Annotated in this window: 13 protein-coding genes; 4 read left to right on the forward strand and 9 right to left on the reverse strand. The window is 72.4% G+C overall.

Features of this window, described 5'->3' with window-relative positions; genetic code table 11:
* From ACWJ6R_RS13355 to ACWJ6R_RS13365, 3 genes are all read right to left on the reverse strand, one after another.
* Positions 1-1119: SPFH domain-containing protein (locus ACWJ6R_RS13355; protein WP_449062523.1), on the reverse strand; the 1119-nt coding region annotated here is incomplete at its 3' end.
* A gap of 38 nt (positions 1120-1157) precedes the next feature.
* Positions 1158-1358 (reverse strand): hypothetical protein, encoded by a 201-nt coding sequence (locus ACWJ6R_RS13360; RefSeq protein ID WP_196450435.1) that lies wholly within the window; start codon positions 1356-1358, stop codon positions 1158-1160.
* A 268-nt stretch (positions 1359-1626) separates the two neighbouring features.
* The gene (locus ACWJ6R_RS13365; protein ID WP_449062524.1) at positions 1627-2655 is read right to left on the reverse strand and encodes an acyltransferase family protein; all 1029 of its coding nucleotides are present in this window, start codon (positions 2653-2655) and stop codon (positions 1627-1629) included.
* 325 nt (positions 2656-2980) lie between these two features.
* Here ACWJ6R_RS13365 and ACWJ6R_RS13370 point away from each other — a divergent pair, with 325 nt between their 5' ends.
* From ACWJ6R_RS13370 to ACWJ6R_RS13385, 4 genes are all read left to right on the forward strand, one after another.
* Positions 2981-5437 carry a sensor histidine kinase gene (locus ACWJ6R_RS13370; protein ID WP_449062525.1) on the forward strand — a complete coding sequence of 819 codons (2457 nt, stop codon included), beginning with the start codon at positions 2981-2983 and terminating at the stop codon, positions 5435-5437.
* A 64-nt stretch (positions 5438-5501) separates the two neighbouring features.
* Positions 5502-5909 carry a roadblock/LC7 domain-containing protein gene (locus ACWJ6R_RS13375; RefSeq protein ID WP_068897935.1) on the forward strand — a complete coding sequence of 136 codons (408 nt, stop codon included), beginning with the start codon at positions 5502-5504 and terminating at the stop codon, positions 5907-5909.
* A gap of 8 nt (positions 5910-5917) precedes the next feature.
* Positions 5918-6253 carry a DUF742 domain-containing protein gene (locus ACWJ6R_RS13380; RefSeq protein WP_449062526.1) on the forward strand — a complete coding sequence of 112 codons (336 nt, stop codon included), beginning with the start codon at positions 5918-5920 and terminating at the stop codon, positions 6251-6253.
* On the forward strand, positions 6234-6809 hold the full coding sequence (locus tag ACWJ6R_RS13385) for a GTP-binding protein (protein ID WP_068897931.1): 576 nt from the start codon (positions 6234-6236) through the stop codon (positions 6807-6809). The genes ACWJ6R_RS13380 and ACWJ6R_RS13385 overlap by 20 nt, the downstream gene beginning before the upstream one ends.
* A gap of 168 nt (positions 6810-6977) precedes the next feature.
* On the opposite strand, the gene ACWJ6R_RS13390 is transcribed toward ACWJ6R_RS13385, so the two are convergent.
* The 6 genes from ACWJ6R_RS13390 to ACWJ6R_RS13415 all read right to left on the reverse strand — a co-directional run bounded on the left by ACWJ6R_RS13390 (position 6978) and on the right by ACWJ6R_RS13415 (position 16517).
* Entirely contained in the window at positions 6978-7337 is a 360-nt protein-coding gene (locus ACWJ6R_RS13390) for a DUF742 domain-containing protein (RefSeq protein ID WP_449062531.1), read from the reverse strand.
* A 17-nt stretch (positions 7338-7354) separates the two neighbouring features.
* On the reverse strand, positions 7355-7744 hold the full coding sequence (locus tag ACWJ6R_RS13395; RefSeq protein ID WP_449062532.1) for a roadblock/LC7 domain-containing protein: 390 nt from the start codon (positions 7742-7744) through the stop codon (positions 7355-7357).
* A 4-nt stretch (positions 7745-7748) separates the two neighbouring features.
* Complete coding sequence (locus ACWJ6R_RS13400; protein WP_449062527.1) at positions 7749-10076, reverse strand: sensor histidine kinase; 2328 nt, start codon at positions 10074-10076, stop codon at positions 7749-7751.
* A gap of 183 nt (positions 10077-10259) precedes the next feature.
* Positions 10260-10937, reverse strand: coding sequence for a DUF998 domain-containing protein (locus tag ACWJ6R_RS13405; RefSeq protein ID WP_449062528.1), 678 nt, complete (start codon positions 10935-10937; stop codon positions 10260-10262).
* A gap of 111 nt (positions 10938-11048) precedes the next feature.
* Positions 11049-16058 (reverse strand): tetratricopeptide repeat protein, encoded by a 5010-nt coding sequence (locus ACWJ6R_RS13410; RefSeq protein WP_449062529.1) that lies wholly within the window; start codon positions 16056-16058, stop codon positions 11049-11051.
* Positions 16059-16175: 117 nt separating this feature from the next.
* The gene (locus tag ACWJ6R_RS13415) at positions 16176-16517 is read right to left on the reverse strand and encodes a trypco2 family protein (RefSeq protein WP_449062530.1); all 342 of its coding nucleotides are present in this window, start codon (positions 16515-16517) and stop codon (positions 16176-16178) included.
* Positions 16518-16886: the final 369 nt, after the last annotated feature.

The raw sequence follows: 16886 nt of genomic DNA on the forward strand, positions 1-16886 counted from the left end.
ACGCGCGCACTTGGCCGCCTCCGCCTCGCCGAGACCGGTGGCCTTGGTCGCCGCGGCGGCGGCCTCACCGCGCAGCCGCACCGACTCCGCCTCGGCCGCGGCGGCCTGCTTGACCTGTGAGGCCTGCGCCGCGGCGCGGAGCTCGGTCTCGCGGGCCTCGGCCTCGGCCTGGGCGATGCGGGCGTCGCGCTCGGCCTGGGAGAGCTTCACCGTCTCGTAGGCCTTCGCGTCGGCGGGCTTGCGGACCTGCGCCTGCAGCCGCTGCTCGGCCAGGGCCGCCTCCAGCTCGGCGGCCCGGGTCTCCTGGACCACGACCTCCTGCCGGGCCGAGGCCTCCGAGAGGGGACCGGCCTGGCGGGAGCGGGCCTGGGCCTCGTCGATCTCCGCCTGGTAGGAGGCCTGCTTGATCTGCGCGTCGCGCCAGGCGGCGGCCTTGTTCGCGGCGGCGATCTGCTCGGCCTCGGTGGCCTCCTGGTCGCGCTGGGCCTCGGCGATGCGCGCGGAGGCGGCGATCTTGGCGGCGTGCGGCTTGCCGAGGTTGGTGATGTAGCCGGTCTCGTCGTCGATCTCCTGGATCTGCAGGGAGTCGACGATCAGGCCCAGCTTGATCATCTCGTCGGCGGCCGAGGCGCGGGTCTCGCCGGTCAGCCGCTCCCGGTTGAGGATGAGGTCCTCGACGGTCAGGTTGCCGATGATCGAGCGCAGGTGGCCGGTGAACAGCTCGTGGATCGCGCCGTTCATGGAGTCCTGCTGGTCGAGGAAGCGGCGGGCGGCGTTGGCGATGGAGTGCAGGTCGTCTCCGACCTTGTAGATCACCACGCCCCGCACCACGACCGGGATGCCCTGCTGGGTGACACAGGAGACCTGGAGGTTGGCGGCACGGCTGTCCAGGCGGAGCCGCCGGGCCGTCTGGAAGCCCGGGAGCACCGCGGTGCCCTTACCGGTGACGATCTTGAACCCGAGGCTGTCGGCGAGCTCGGAGTTCCCGCGCGCCCCGAGACCGGAGATGATCAGCGCCTCGTTGGGCTCGGCCACCCGCCAGACGGCCTTGAACAGCAGGATGAGGATGAGGAGCGCGACGAGGGCCGCGCCTCCGATGATGAGGTATTCCGTCGGCATCCAAGCCTCCGCGGTGGGGGAGTTGGGGAGGGGGAGAGTCAGGCGAGCGCACGGGCGACGTAGACCGTGCGCGGCGGGAAGTACTCCACGACGACGACGATCGAACCGACGGAGATCTCCTCGTCGGGCACGGTGGGATGCGCGTAGAACGCCTCGACGCCCCCGCGGACCGCCACCAGGACCTCCCCGACCAGGCCGGGGCCGATCCTGCCGGTGACCCTGCCCTGCTTGCCGATCACACGCGGCTCCCCGTCACGTCATGGAACATTCATGGAGCGAAACCCCGGATCCGGACGCTACTCCGGCGGACCCGCCTCCACCACCCGCCGGGGGACGACAGGGGTGTTCTCGACCGTGCCGGAGGAGTGCCGCCGATCCGCGTTCTCCGTCTCCGTCCTGGAAACGATCGGGGCTCCCGCGGCGTTCCGGATCCCGCGGGTGCTCAAGATCTGCGGGCTCTTCGCACGTTCAGCGGGCGCTCAGGAGCCGGCGCCGCGGCTTGCCGGGTCAGGCCGGGCGCCGCAACCGGGTGAAGGCCCAGCTCATCCGCGGCTCGACCGCCCAGCGGACCGCCCTGCGCACCGGCGGGGTGCACAGCAGCGCGGCCAGGCCGGCGCCGCAGAGCGCCACCGCCGCCACCCCGGGCACCGTGGCGGCCCAGTCGCCGTAGTACCGCTCCGCGGCCTTCACCACGAACCCGTGGAGCAGGTAGGCGTACATGGTCGCCGCGCCGAGCCCGGAGTACCAGGTCCGCCCGGACGGGGTGACCGCCAGGAAGGCGGCGACCAGCAGCGCCCCGGCGGCCAGCAGGCCCAGCCGGACGAGGCTCCCGGTGAGGTCGTCCACCCCGATCGCCTCGTTGGCGTGCCGCCAGCGGATCCACTCCGTCCGCACCTCCGTGTGCAGGGCCAGCGCCGCCGCGGCTCCCGCAGCCAGCACGGCCGTCCCCGCGATCCACATCCCGCGCCGCCGGAGCAGCGCGAAGTGCTCGGGGCGGAGCATCAGGCCGAGCACGTAGAACGGCAGGAGCGCGAGCGTGCGGTTCATCGAGAGCTCGTCGGGCAGGGAACTCGTCCCCGAGAGCAGCGAGAGGCCCACCGCGACCGCCAGCGGCCACCTGAGCTGCTGCCAGACCGGGGTGGACAGCCGCCACAGGAACAGCGACATCAGGAACCAGGTCAGGTAGTACGGGTCGAGGAGGCTGATCTCCAGCTTGCCGTACATGACCAGCCGCGGGAGCGAGTAGGCCAGTTCGAAGAGCGCGTACGGCACGGCGAGCGTGCTGATCAGTTTGCGCGCCTTGCCGGAGGAGAAGGTGAAGTTCCGCGACAGGTAACCGCTGAGCACGATGAACAGCGGCATGTGGAAGACGTACACGTAGAAATAGGCCGCGTGCGCGACCGCCACGTCCCGGAGGTCCTCGATCAGATGGCCGGAGACCACCAGTGCGATCGCCAGGAACTTGGCGTTGTCGAAGAACGGGTCACGACCGGTCTCGCCTGGGGGATCCGTCCGGACGGGGGTTGCGACGCTCACAGCCTCCGGACCCTAACGAGGCGGCCCCGGATCCTCGCCCAACACCGGGTGAAGGCCCGGAGAACTCTCCCGCCGGGCGCCTCCGGCGCCCCGGCCGCGCACTTCGGGGCGCAGATCCCGCTCTACGGGACGGGAAGGCCCGCGCACGACCGTCCCCACAGAAAATCATTACAATTCCAACATTTACCCCGTTAATCACGTTAATCATCAGGCCCTCCACTGCGCCCGAACCGTATCGGTGCTAGTCTCCTGTCCGATCTTTCGGAGGCACATTCATCCCCAAACCGCCGCAAGCCTCCGCGCACTGAGGTTGGGACGAGTGGGCATGGGCTCTGGAAACCGCTCGATTCGGTTCAAGATCTTCTTGCTGCTGCTCCTGCCCCTGCTCTCGCTCAGCGCCCTGTGGGGCTTCGTGCTCAACCTGACCGTCGGCGACGGGGCCGCGCTGCTCCGGGCCGACAGGCTCTACGAGACGGTCGGCGCGACCTCCACCGAACTGGGCCGGCAGCTCCAGGCCGAACGGACCCGCACCTCCACCGCGATCAGCTCGCGGGAGCTCACCAGCGGCTTCGGCGAGCAGCGCGCCCGCACCGACCGGGCGCTCGCCGGGTTCCTCGAAGCCGCGCGGACCATCGGCCCGGACGACCCCGAACTCCGCTCCTCCCTGGACGGGCTCAGCGGCCGCCTCGCGAAGCTGCCGGAGATCCGCGCGGCGATCGACGGCGGCCGGTACACCCGCCTGGAGGCGCTGTCGCGCTACAACGAGATCCTGGACGCGGTCTTCCTCCTGTACGACCAGCTCGTCTCGGTTCCCGACCTGCCGATATTCCAGCAGGCCACGGCCATGCAGGCGATGGGCAACGCCCGGGAGATGCTCGCCAGGGAGGACGCGCTGATCAGCGGCGCGCTGATCGACGGCCGGCTCTCCGACGACGAGCGCGCCGCCTTCACCGAGCACGTCGCCGCCCGCCGCTTCCTGCACGCGCGCGGCCTGTCCGGGCTGGACGTCACGCTCAGCAGGCCGTACCGGGAGGTCTTCACCTCCCCCGCCTTCGAGAAGTTCCTCGTGACCGAGACGGCCGTCGTCTCCGGTGAGGGCGCCGCGCCGCCCGCCGAGGCCCGGCTCTGGAAGGAGATGGTCGCCCCTCTCGCCGACCGGCTCGACCGGCTCGGCGTCGCCTCGTCCGACGCCCTGGCCGAGCGGTCCCGGTCGCTGTCCTTCGGCGTCGTGACCCGCATCGTCCTGGCGGGCGGGGTCGGCATGGCCGCCGTGATCGTCTCGATCGTCATCTCGGTCCGCTTCGGCCGCCGCCTCGCCGGCGAGCTGGCCGGGCTCCGCGCCGCCGCGCTCGACCTGGCGGACGCTCGCGCCTCCCCCGCCTCGTGGCGCGCCTGCGGCGCGGTGAGGAGGTCGGACGCGGCGGTCGAGGCCCCGCCGATCGAGGCGCGCACCGCGGGCGGCTCCGCGGAGGTCATCGACGTGGCGCACGCCTTCGGCTCGGTGCAGCGCACCGCGGTCGAGGCCGCCGTCGGCCAGGCCCGCCTGCGCCGCGGCGTCAGCCAGGTCTTCGTCAACCTGGCCCGCCGCAAGCAGGCCCTGCTCCACCGCCAGCTCGCCCTGCTCGACAACATGCAGCGCCGGGCGACCGACCCCGACGGCCTCGACGACCTGTTCCGGCTGGACCACCTCACCACGCGCATGCGCCGCCACGCCGAGAACCTGATCATCCTGTCCGGCGCGGCCCCCGGGCGCGCCTGGCGCAACCCGGTGCCGGTGGTCGACGTCGTCAGGGCGGCGATCGCCGAGGTCGAGGACTACAAGCGCGTCACCGTCTCGCCGCTGCCCGACGCCCTGTTCGACGGGGCCGCGGTCGCCGACATCACCCACCTGATCGCCGAGCTCATCGAGAACGCCACGATCTACTCGCCGCCGCAGACCACGGTCACCGTACGCGGCGACGTGGTGGCCAACGGGTTCGCCGTCGAGGTGGAGGACCGCGGCCTGGGCCTGGGCGTCCTGGAGTACGAGGAGATCAACGCCCGGCTCGCCGACCCTCCGGAGTTCGACCTGGCCGACAGCGACCGGCTGGGCCTGTTCGTGGTGGGCCAGCTCGCCGCCCGGCACGGCATCCAGGTCGTGCTGCGCGCCTCGCCGTTCGGCGGCACCACCGCCATCGTGCTCGTCCCCCGCGCGGTGCTCGCCGAGCTCCCCTCCCCCCTCTCCGTCACCGCCGAGCGGATCCCGATGCGGTCCGCCGGGCCCCGGCTCGCGGACGGGACGGGCGACGGGACCGCGGTCGGCGGCTCCGCTCCGGCCGCGCTGGACCCGGCCCCCGCGCCGGGCGGTACGACGTCCTCCCCGCGGGGCACGGGCCTGCCGCGCCGTACCCGGACGGTCCCTCCCGCCTCCCCGGTGCGCGGCGTCTCCGGCCAGCCCCTGGCGGCGCCGACGCTCACCGTGGTGAACGGCCTGCCGGACGGCGGGGCGAAGGAGCCCGGCGGCCCGCCCGCCCGGGAGACCACGGGCCCCGGTAACCTCCCCAGGCGGGTACGGCAGGCGAACCTCGCCCCGCAGCTGCGCCAGGACGCCCCGGAGCCGGAGGAGCGGGCACCGGATCCTCCGGCCGCCGGACGCTCGCCGGAGGAGGCCCGCGCGCTGTTCTCCGCCTTCCAGGCGGGGGCACGGCGCGGGCGCGAGGAGCAGGAGGACGGCGCCGGCGGGCGGGACGACCGCGCCGGCGATCTCGCACACCAGAAGACAGGCGAAAAGGAGGACAAGTGACCGAGCACAGCGAGGGCATCGGCAGGCAGGAAGCCGTGGTCATGCGTCCGACGGAGGAGGTCACATGGCCGGAAAACTGAGCGGCACCGGCGAACTCAACTGGCTCCTCGACGACCTGACCAGCCGGGTGGCCGCGGTGCGGCAGGCGGTGATCCTGTCCACGGACGGGCTCGCCGTCGGTTTCTCCAAGGGGCTCAGCCGCGAGGACGCCGAGCACCTGTCCGCCGTCGCGGCCGGCTTCCAGAGCCTGGCGCGCGGGGCCGGACGCCACTTCGGCGGCGGTGAGGTCCGCCAGACCATCGTGGAGATGGAGTCGGCGTTCCTGTTCGTCACGGCCGCCGGGCAGGGGACCTGCCTGGCCGTGCTGAGCAGTTCGGACGCCGACGTCGGCCACGTCGCCTACGAGATGGCGATGCTGGTCAAGCGGGTCGGCCAGCACATCTCCGCGAATCCGCGCCAAGGCCTGTCATGACCCGTTGGATGGATGAGGAGGCCGGGCCGGTGGTCCGGCCGTACGCCCTCATCGGAGGCCGCACCAGGTCCTCCGGTGACGCGCTGGACCTGGTCGCCATGGTCACCGCGACCGGCGGCGCTCCCTCCGGCGGGTTCGTGCCCGGCCCGGAGCAGGAGCGCATCCTCACCCTGGTCACCACCGCGACCTCGGTCGCCGACATCGCATCGGAGCTCGACCTGCCCCTCGGCGTGGTCCGGGTCCTCCTCGGCGACCTGCAGGACCACGGTCTCATCTCGATCGGACGCGCCTCGGCGAGTGAGCGCATTCTCAAGGAAGTGATCAATGGACTTCGAGCCCTCTGACGAGCCGGTCGCGCTCAAGATCCTCATTGCGGGCGGCTTCGGCGTGGGCAAGACCACGCTCGTCGGCGCGATCAGTGAGATCCGCCCCCTCCGCACGGAGGAGGTGCTCTCCGACCGGGGCATCGGCATCGACGACACCGACGGCGTGGAGGGGAAGACCACCACGACCGTCGCCATGGACTTCGGCCGCATCACGATCCGCGAAGGGCTGGTCGTCTACCTGTTCGGCACGCCCGGCCAGGAGCGGTTCTGGTTCATGTGGGACGAGCTCTCCTACGGAGCGCTCGGCGCGGTCGTGCTGGCCGACACCCGGCGGCTCACCGACTGCTTCCCCTCGATCGACTACTTCGAGCAGCGCGGCACGCCGTTCATCGTGGCGGTCAACTGCTTCGACGACGCCGACCAGTACGACGTCGAGGAGGTCAGGTCGGCCCTCGACCTGGACCCGGACGTCCCGGTGCTGATGTGCGACGTACGGCGCCGCGCCTCGGCCAAGACCGTGCTGGTCACCCTGGTGGAGCACTCCCTGCGGGTGCTGACCGCGAGCCAGGCCTGACCCTTCCGCGGCGCGGACCGGCCGCCTCGCGGTTCCCTCTGCAGGGAGGGAGCCGCGGGGCGGCCGGTCCGTTCTCCGGCCCGTCTGCCGGGCCGTTCTCCGCGCGCTCCGGAGCCGTCACGGATCCCCGGCCCGCCGGGCGGGCGCGGGGTGCCCGCGGGGCGGCGGTCAGAGCGCCCGGATGCCGTTGATCACTTCCAGGAGCAGGCTCTGCGCGGGCGACGTGGCCGCGGGGATCGGCTGGCGTACGAGGATCAGCCCGTGGTCCAGCAGATCGCCCAGCAGCACCTTGACCACGCCCAGCGGCAGTCCCGCCTCCGAGGCCACCTCGACGATCGGGCGGGCCCGCCCGACCAGGCCGAGCAACCGCCGGTGCTCGGAGCTCAGATGCGCCCGGGGCGAGGGCGTCGCGCCCGTCGCCACCACCATCGACATCAGGTCGAAGGCGGTGGAGGACGGGATGGTCCGCCCGCCGGTCATGGCGTAGGGGCGGACGACCGGGCCGGCCTCCTCGTCGATCCATTCCATGTCGTTCACCGGGTCGCTCACTGGCCCGCCGCCCTCGGGCCGGTGGCCAGATGCTGGCCCACGCGGGTGACCAGCCGCGCCATCTCGTAGGCGATGAGGCCGACGTCCGCCGCCCCCGTCGTCATGACGCACAGGCAGCTGCCCTGGCCCGCCGAGGTGACGAACAGGAAGGCGGAGTCCATCTCCACCATGGTCTGGCGCACGGACCCGCCGCCGAACTGCAGGCTCGTTCCCTTGGCCAGGCTCTGGAAGCCGGAGGCCACGGCCGACAGGTGGTCGGCGTCCTCCTTGCTCAGGTCCCGCGACGAGGCCATCATCAGCCCGTCGTTGGACAGGATCAGCGCGTGCGAGACGTCCGCCACACCCGTGACGAAATCATCCAGAAGCCAATAAAGCTCACCCGGCACGTGGTCAAGCCCCTTCCCCACCGTTGTGTTCGCTCTCCGACCGCCCGCGCTGCCATCCCGCCTGGAGCGAGTTCAGCAACGCCCTCGCCTCCTCCGGCGACCTCTCCTCCACTTCGGTGACCCTGGTCTCGGTCTCGGGGACCGCTTCCGTCTCCTGGCGCAGCTGCGGCGTCAGATTGGCCTGACGTACCCGGCGTGGCAGCCCGCCACTCCGCCGCTGCGGTGTCCTGCGCGCGTCCATCACCGGATGCGCCCGTGCGGCCGGGACCCGCACCGCATCTCCGGTCTCGACGGGACCGGAGCCTGCCGCTCCGGCGGGCCCGAGGACGCCCGCGAGCCCGGCGGGCGCCGCGGTCTCGGCGGCGCCGACGAGCCGGATCGGATCGGCCGCCGAGGCCACCGGGGACCCCGCCGGCTCGGACGCCGGTTCGGACGCCGCCTCAGGCGCCGGCTCGGGCGTGCCCAGCAGGTTCGCCGGGATCAGCACCGTCACCGCGGTCCCGCCGTACGGCGAGGGCCGCAGCGTCACGCCGACCCCGTACCGGGCCGCCAGCAGGCCGACCACCGCGAAGCCCAGCCGGTCGGTCTCCGCCGGATCGAACTCCGGCGGGCTGGCCAGCCGCGCGTTGATCGCGTCGCGCCGCTCCTTCGTCAGGCCGAGACCCCGGTCCTCGATCTCGACCGCGAAGCCGCGGGGGACGAGCGTCCCCCGGATCGAGACCTCACCCCCGGGCGGCGAGAAGACCGTCGCGTTCTCGATGATCTCGGCGAACAGGTGCATCATGTCCGCCACCGCGTCGCCGGGCAGCGTGCCGCCCGGCATCGGGTAGATCCGTACCCGCGCGTAGTCCTCGACCTGGGCGGCCGCGCCGCGCAGCACGTCCTCCATGGGCACGGCCGACCGCCACCGGCGGCCCGCCGCCCCGCCGGACAGGATCACCAGGCCCTCGGCGTGGCGGCGCATGCGGGTGGTCAGGTGGTCGAGGGTGAAGAGCTTCTCCAGCGTCTCGGCGTCCTCGGCCTCCTGCTGCATCCCGTCGAGCAGCTTGAGTTGCCGTTGGAGCAGGCCCTGCTTGCGCCGGGCGAGGTTGCGGAAGGCGTGCGCCACGCCCTCGCGCAGCCTGGCCTGCTCCACGGCGGCGTCCAGGGCGCGGTGCTGGACGCTGTCGAAGGCGGCGGCGACGGCGTGGACCTCGGAGGTGCTGCCGAGCGCCTCCATCGGTGGCGCCTCCGCCGCCGCGTCCACCTGTTCGCCCCGCCGCAGTCTCTCCATGACGCCGGGCAGCCGCACCTCGGCCAGGTTCACGGCGGCCCGCCGCAGGCCCGCCAGCTCGCGGGTGAGCCCGCGGCCCACCCGGTAGGAGACGATCAGGGAGACGATGACCGCCACCAGCCCGAGCGCCCCGGCGACCCCGGCCCTGACGTACGTCGCGGTGACCTCCGGGCCCGCCTTGTCGGCGAGGGCGGCGCCGGCTCTGGTGACGGCGATCTGGAAGGCGGCGTCCAACTGGTCGGTGACGGACCGCCAGTCGATGCCCGACACGGTGGCGCCGGCCAGCAGCCGCTTCTCCATCGCGCTGAAGCGGTCGTGCAGCGGAGAGGACGCCACCTCGGCGACGGAGCCGCGCAGCTCCGGTCCCAGCTCCGCCAGCCCCTGCTCCAGCAGGTAGGCGCGTTTGGCGGACAGCTGGGTGAACAGGCTCAGCTCTCCGCTCGACAGCGGCCGCTCCAGCGCCAGCGCCCCGATGCCGAGCGCCCGCTGGCGGCTGAGGAAGTCCTTGGCCTGGTCGACCGCGGCCAGCGCGCGGGCCTGCTGGTAGATCTCGGGTTCGGCGCCGTACCCGAGGCCGTTGTCGAAGCGCTGCACCGCCTCGGGCACCAGCCCGAACTCGCGGGAGAGCGCGGCGAAGCCGATCCGGCCCTGGTCGATCCGGACACGCAGCTCGTCGAGCCGCCCGGCGCGGACCATCAGCTCGTCGTAGTGGGCCTTCGTGAGCGGGCTCATGATCGACTGGGCGGCCTCCACGGCGGACTCCGCGCGGAGCCGGGCACGGGCCTGATCGGTGATCATCCGCTGCGCGTCGAGCCCGCCGCGGTCGGCGGCCGAGCGGGTCACCACGTACTCGGTCGAGAGCAGGTGTTCACGCTGCAGGGCGAGGACCAGGTCGTCGGCGGGCTCGGCGACGGTCTCGTAGAGGGTGCCGACGTTGAGCAGGCCGACCGAGTCGCCCACGGTCACGACGGCGCCGAAACCCCACAGGGCCACGAGTGAGGCGAGGGGGGTCACCAGCAGCACCGAGAGCTTGAACCGGATGGACCTGCTCGATGCCATGTCACCTCGACGGTTCAGCCTGGGCGCACCGGCGGGGAGGACCCCGCAGGGCGATCACTGGATCGGCGATGAGGATAGCACTGTCAGTTCCTGATATCTGTGTCCTATTTGTGATAAGTCAGGAAATAGTCATGGAGTGTGACAAGTCGCACCAGTGTGACGAGTGATTCCAAGAGGGTCATTTCACCCCAGAGCGGCCTGCGAGGTGCGCGTGCGCGTGCTCGGGCTCGTGCTCGGGCTCGTGCTTCGGATCCAGGTCAGCCGGAGCAGTTGCCCGGCCAGCACCGCGACGAGTGCGACCTCGGTGCCGAGCAGCACTCGCTCGACCAGGCCGATCAGCACCCGGTCGCCGGGGAGCGCCACGTAGGTGATCGCCAGCAGGCCGAACCCACCGGCCAGGGAGAGCCACTCCACCGGCCTGGCCGCCGGCCGCCACCGCTCGTCCTCCGACAGCCTCGTCACCATGAGCATCCCCGCCACCGGCATCGCGACCAGCGCGCCGACCGAGAGGTAGCGGTGGACCTGGGCACCGAGATCCAGCGCCAGTCCCGGCGCGGCGGCCGGCAGCACCGCGATGAGCACCAGCGCCGCGCTCCACCCCAGCATCAGCCGCTCCGCCGCCGCACCCACCGGCGCCCGCACCGCCCGCAACCCGGCGACCAGCGCGAACGACGCCACCCCCAGCGACATCATGGCGAACTCGGTCGCTCCGCCCCGGTCCAGCAGGGCGTACTCGCTGATCGTCAGGTTGAGCGGGTCCAGGTACGGATCGGGATCGATCTGCCCGACCGCGGCCGCGACGGCCGCGATCAGGATCCCCGCGCAGGCGATCAGCGGATAGAGCATCTTCAACCGGAGCATGACGCCCAGACTGCCCTCCGGAGGTGCCCGCGGACATCGGGATCGACCCCTGATCCGACCCTGACGCGCCCCTGAGGGACGACCCCGAGCACCGGGAACCGAGCGCGGTGCTCAGCCGAGCGAGTTCCGGAGCCGCTGTGATTCCTCCAGTTCGCTCTGATGGGCCGTCGGCCAGACTCCGGCGAGCTTCCGGCGGATGGCGACAGCCTCGTCGACGGCCTCCAGCGCCTCCTGCCTCCGTTCCAGGTCGGTCAGGCGCAGGGCCAGGGAGTGCAGGCCGGCGGCGAGACGGGGCTCGACGGCTCCGGGCCAGGTCTCGGTGAGTCCCCGGTACACGGCGACGGCCTCCTCTGCGGCCTCCAGCCCCTCCTGTCGCCGTCCCACGACGCTCAACCGGTCCGACCAGTCGAGCAGGGCGTCGGCGAGGTGGGGGCGGACCATCTCCGGCTGGACGGAGACGAGGTCACGACAGATGGCGACGGCCTCCTCGGCGGCCCCCAGTGCCTCCTGGCGGCGGTCCAGGGCTCCCAGGCAGCGGGACCGGGCGTGCAGGCCCAGGGAGAGGGACGGGAGGAACGTCTCCGGCTGAGCATCGGCGAGTTCCCTGCAGACGGCGACGGCCTCCCCGGCGGCCTCCAGCCCCTCCTCCCACCGCGCGAGATCCGCCAGGCGCAGCGCCAGACCGTGCAGGCAGTAGACGAGCAGCGGCAGGACGCCCACGGGGTTGACGACCCCCAGCTTCCTGCAGACGGCGACGGCCTCCCCGGCGGCCTCCAGCGCCTCGTTCCACCGCCCGGCTTCGGCCAGGCACAGTGACAGGGCGGTGAGACCGACGGCGAGGGCGGGCTGGAGGGTCTCCATCCGCGCGGCGGGAAGCGCACGGTAGATGCCGACGGCCTCGTCGGCGGCCCGCAGTCCTTCCGCGCGCCGACCCGTACCGGCCAGCCACACCGCCTGACCCGCGAGGCTGCCGGCGAGGCCCGGCAGGAACACCTCCGACTGGACTGCGGCGAGCCCCTGGTACAGGGCGACGGCCTCGCCTGCGGCGTCCGCGGCCTCGCTACGCCGTTCGAGCGTCCCCAGCCGCGTGGACAGGATGTGGAGGCTGTCCGCGAGCTGCGGCAGGAACGCCTCCGGCTGGACGCCGGCAAGCTCCCGGTACATGGAGGCGGCCTTCTCGGCGGTCCGCAGCGCCTCCTCCCATTGCCCGGTGTCGGTCAGCCACTGCGACCTGTTGTGGAGGGCCCGGGCGAGGGCGGGCAGGAAGGCGTCCCGGTTGGCGCCGGCGAGGCCGCGGTAGATCTCGACGGCTTCGGCGCCGGTCTCCAGCGCCTCCCGCCGGAGTCCGAGCACGGTCAGGCAGAGCGCCTGGTTGTTGAGGCTCTCGGCGAGGTCGGGCAGGAACGCCTCCGGCCGGGTGCGGGCGAGCTCCCTGCGGATGCCGGCGGCCTCGGCACTGATTCGCAGGGCCTGCTCCGCCTCCCCGAAGGCGAGCAGGAAGCACCCTCGGTTGTTGAGGATCCGGGCGAAACCCGGTAGGAACGCCTCGGGTTCGGCGTCGGCCAGACCGCGGTAGATGCCGCAGGCCTCGTCGGCGTCCTCCAACGCCTCCTGCGGCCGTCCCAGAGCCTCCAGGCGGGTCGCCCGGTTGTGGAGGCTGTCGGCGAGACGGGCCAGGAAGACGCCCGGATTGGCGTCGGCGAGATCGCGGCAGATCCCGACGGTCTCCGTGATGGTCTTGAGCGCGTCCTCGTGCCGTCCGAGGCCGCCCAGGCGCAGCGCCAGGGTGTTGAGGCTGGTGACGAGGTTGGACCGGAAGGCTCCGGGACAGGTCTCGGCAAGGCCGCGGTGGATGGCGACGGCCTCGTCGGCGGCCTTCAGCGCCCGCCGTTCCCGTCCTAGAGCACTCAGATGGTTCGCGTGGTTGCTGAGGGCGTCAGCGAGCCTGGGGAGGAAGGCGTCAGGGCGGTCCCGCACCAGCTCCCGGTAGCTCCTGATCGCTTCGGCGTCGTTCTCCAGCGCCTTCTCCCACCGCCCGAGACCACTGAGGTGATCGGCCTGGTTGGTGAGGTTCATGGCGAGATCGGCCAGGAAAACCTCGCGGTGGGTCTCGACCAACCCGCGGTAGACGGCGGTGGCCTCATCGCCGACCTTGAGCGCCTCCTCCCACCGCCCCAGATTGGACAGGCGCACCGACCGGTTGTTGAGGGCGTCGGCGAGCTTGGGAAGGAAGACGTCAGGACGGTCTCGCACCAGCTCCCGGTAGATGCCGACCGCCTTGTCGTCCGCCTTCAGCGCCTCCTCCCACCGTCCCAGGTCGCTCAGGTGGTTCGCCTGGTTGGTGAGGACGAGAGCGAGGTCGGGGAGGAACGCCTCGGGGTGAAGCGCGGCGAGCTTCCGGCGGATCTCCAGGGACTCGCCACCGGCCGCCAGCGCCTCCTCCCACCGCCCCAGGTCGCTCAGCCTGTTGGCGAAGGTGGTCAGGCAGCGGGCGAGGCCGGGGCGGAAGACGTCGGGACGGGTCTCGGCCAGCGGACGGTAGATGTCCACCGCCCCGGCCGCGGCGTCCAGCGCCTCCTCCCACCGCCCGAGCTCACCCAGCCATACCGCCCGGTTGTTGAGACTGTCGGCGACGAGCGGCTGGAAGGCCTCCGACTGGTCCTCGGCGAGCCGACGGCGGATACCCAGGGCCTCCTCGTTGTCCGCCAGCGCCTCATCCCACCGCCCCAGGTCACTCAGGCGGCCTTCCCGGTTGCCGAGAGCGGAGGCGAGAAGGGGGTGGAAGCTCTCAGGGTCGGTATCGGACAGTTCGCGGTAGATATCGACGGCTTCGGTGGCGGCCTGCAACGCCTCTTCCCACCGCCCGAGCTCACCCAAGCACATCGCCCGGTTGTTGAGACTTCCCGCCAGGAGCGGCCAGTAGACCTCCGGCCGGTCCTCCGCGAGCCGCCAACGGAGCTCGACGGCCTTGTCATTGACCGCCAGCGCCTCCTCCCACCGTCCGAGCTCGCCCAGCCGCTTGGCCAGTTCGTGCAGGGCCGCGGCCCGAGCCGCCTGGTCGCCCGAGGCACGATGGCAGGCGACCAGGCGCTCGGCCAGGCGAACCGCCCACTGGGCCAGTACCTGACTGGTGCGCGGCAGGCGGCCGTACCACCGTTCCAGGTCTGCCGGGTCGGCGTCCGGGTCGTCGAGCAACCGCCCCAGAGCGGTCAGGAGCGGGCCCGGCGCCTCGACTCGGGTGGCGACCTCGATCGCCGGCCCGGCCAGGAGGTCGCCGTGCCGTACGCAGAGCTCGGCCAGTTCCTCGTCGAGCCCACCGCCGAAGGCGGGGTGGGCGGCCGCCCGGGCGTACACGGTCAGCATCCGTACGGCCTGCATCTCGGTGGCGCGGCCGGACCGTCCGTCGTCGGCGCCCGAGAGGAGGGCGTCGGCCAGTCCGGGGTCCTGCCCGATGTGCTCGCCCCAGAAGTACTCGGCCAGCCGGTCGGGCCGCAGACCACCCCACGGCGCCTTTCCCGTGCCCGGGTACAGATGGGCGATCCAGGTCCGCACCCTGCGGCGCCGGCTGTAGGACTGGTCGGCCAGGCACGGCACGCGGGCCAGCAGAGCATCGGCCTCCCGGTCCGTGGCGACGTCCAGGCCGGTGGCCGCGGCCATCGCGTCGTCGAGATCCCGCTCGTCCAGTTCCGGGGCCAGCCCGTGCGCGACCGCGGTGGCCCGCCAGTAACGGCGCTCGTGGTTCAGCAGCCGGTCCTCCACCGTCTGGGCCTGCGGATTCCCGCCGACGGGCGCCGTACCGGAGGCTGCACGGTCGAGCAGATCGGCCAGGGCGGTCATCTGCAGGGTCAGTGCGTTGTCCAGTCCGTCCCGATCGGGCCAGGGGTCGGGCAGACCGCCAGCCAGCCGTCCCCAGTCCGGACCCTTCCATCCGGGGAGGTCGGCCAGCGCGCCTGCGAACGCCGTCGCGGCCCTCCGATAGGCGGCCGCGCGATCACGCGGTTCGGGCTGGAGCGGGAGGAGTTTCCTCACCATGGTGCCGAGCAGCAGGTCCTCATGGCGGACGGTGAGCTCCTCCCACCAGGAGCCGGCCGTCCGCGCCAGGAGGAGGAGCTTGACCCGCCTGGTGCCGCCGCGGCGGGCGTAGGCCTTCAGCAGGGCCGCCACCTGTGCGGTCCGTGATTCGGCATAGTCGATGACGATCACCGTTGGTGCCGCGGTGTCACCGACCACCTCCAGCCTGTCGATCTCGTCCTGGGCGTCCAGCCACACCACCGCCCATCCGCGTCTGACCAGTTCGGCGGTCAGGTGCCGGGCCAGCCGGGTCTTGCCCTGGCCCGCCGGGGCATGGATCAGGCAGGTACCGAATCCCGGTCGCCCGGCCCAGGCGCCCAACTCCTCCATGAGATCGTCACGGCCGTGGAAGGGCACCACCGCGCGCCGGGCCGACAGCAGGCTCGCGGGGGACTCCGCCTGGTCCGAGGTCGTCGAGACGGGCGTCTCGGACAGGCCCTGCCACTCGATCGGTTCCAGCGCCGTGGCTCCGGATCCGAGGTGCTCGGCCAGCAGCGCCCGGAAGGCCGGATCCCGGTGCAGGACGTAGACCGGGACCGCCTCCAGGCGGCTGTGCGGGAAATGCGCCGAATCCCACGTGATCACGCCGGTCAGCAGGTCTCCGCACATCAGTGCCGCCCCCGACATGCCCGCCCACGGCGAGGACCCGTCCAGCAGCGCGTTCGGCGGGTGACCGTCCAGTTCGACCACGTACCGGTCGTCGGCGTAGCCGCTACCGGGGTTCAGCTTCCCGCTACGCTGCTCCAGGTCGACCGTCCGCTTCCGCTGTCCGGCCGCCGCCCTCTGCGCCAGTGCCGGCCTCCCCCAGGTCTCGCACCCGAGGCCAGGCCGGTAGGTGACGGTACGGCCCCAGCGCACCGGACCCTCCGGAGGCGTCCAGCCGGCGTCGTCGATGACGATCAGGGCCGCGTCGTCAGGACCGTCCGGAGTCCCGGCCCAGACCACCCGCCCGCCGTACACCGGCTGGTGACCCGGGCGGAACAGGGTCACCTCCGTCCCCACCGGCCCGGTCACGTGCGCCGAGGTCAGCACCAGGCGGGATCCGACCACGTATCCGGACCCCACCCCCGCCCGGCCGTCGACGCGACCACCCTCTCGCGTTCCATGGCTTGCTCTCCCTCTCCGCCGGATCCGTGCGTGAGCCGTCCACCGTTCACGTCGACGGGGTCAGCCGACGTGGTCGCGCCCTCTGCCGCCGGAGACATCGCCCGGCCCGCCCGCTCCACCACGCCGGTCAGCGATCAGCAGGTCGGCTCCGTCCGCGTGCCGGGGCGTCAGAGTGACCTTCACCTTGTGGGTACGGCCCCGCGCGAGCCCGGCCTCGACATCGCCGCTGACCACCCATGCCTTGAAGCCACCCTTGACCTTCGCGTCGGCCTTCAGCTCCACCGCGAACTCCAGCTCGATCGGCCCGACCGCGAAAGCGATGCCGCTGCCGGAACCGCGTACGGCGGCCTCCAGCAGCTCGTCGCGGAGTGCCTGCACCGCGTCCGCCAGCTCGATCTCCACCCGCGCCGCCCTCCTCAATCCCGCCGATCCGGGAGCGAGAACGCCGGATGCGGGAAGTACCTGTGCGGGATCATCCATCCTCGCAGGCAATCGATCAAGGCGGTCAAATCGCTTTATAGAGCGATTTTCCATGAAATATCTACTCGATATCAGGGATTTCCACGGCCGAACCGAGCCGCCCCTCCAGGCGTCGCCCACGGCCTCAGCGGGGACCGGCCGGCCGCCCGCGCCCTCGGGCAGGTCCGGCCGATCCCGCGGGTGGTGTCAGACGCGCTCGCAGACCTCGGCGTAGCGAGCCCGCACCTGCGGCGCCGGGTCGGCCTCGCAGACCTCGGCCGAGCCGGTCTCCCAGGCGGGCGGCTCGCCGGT

It is taken from the genome of Planomonospora algeriensis (genome assembly GCF_977012225.1).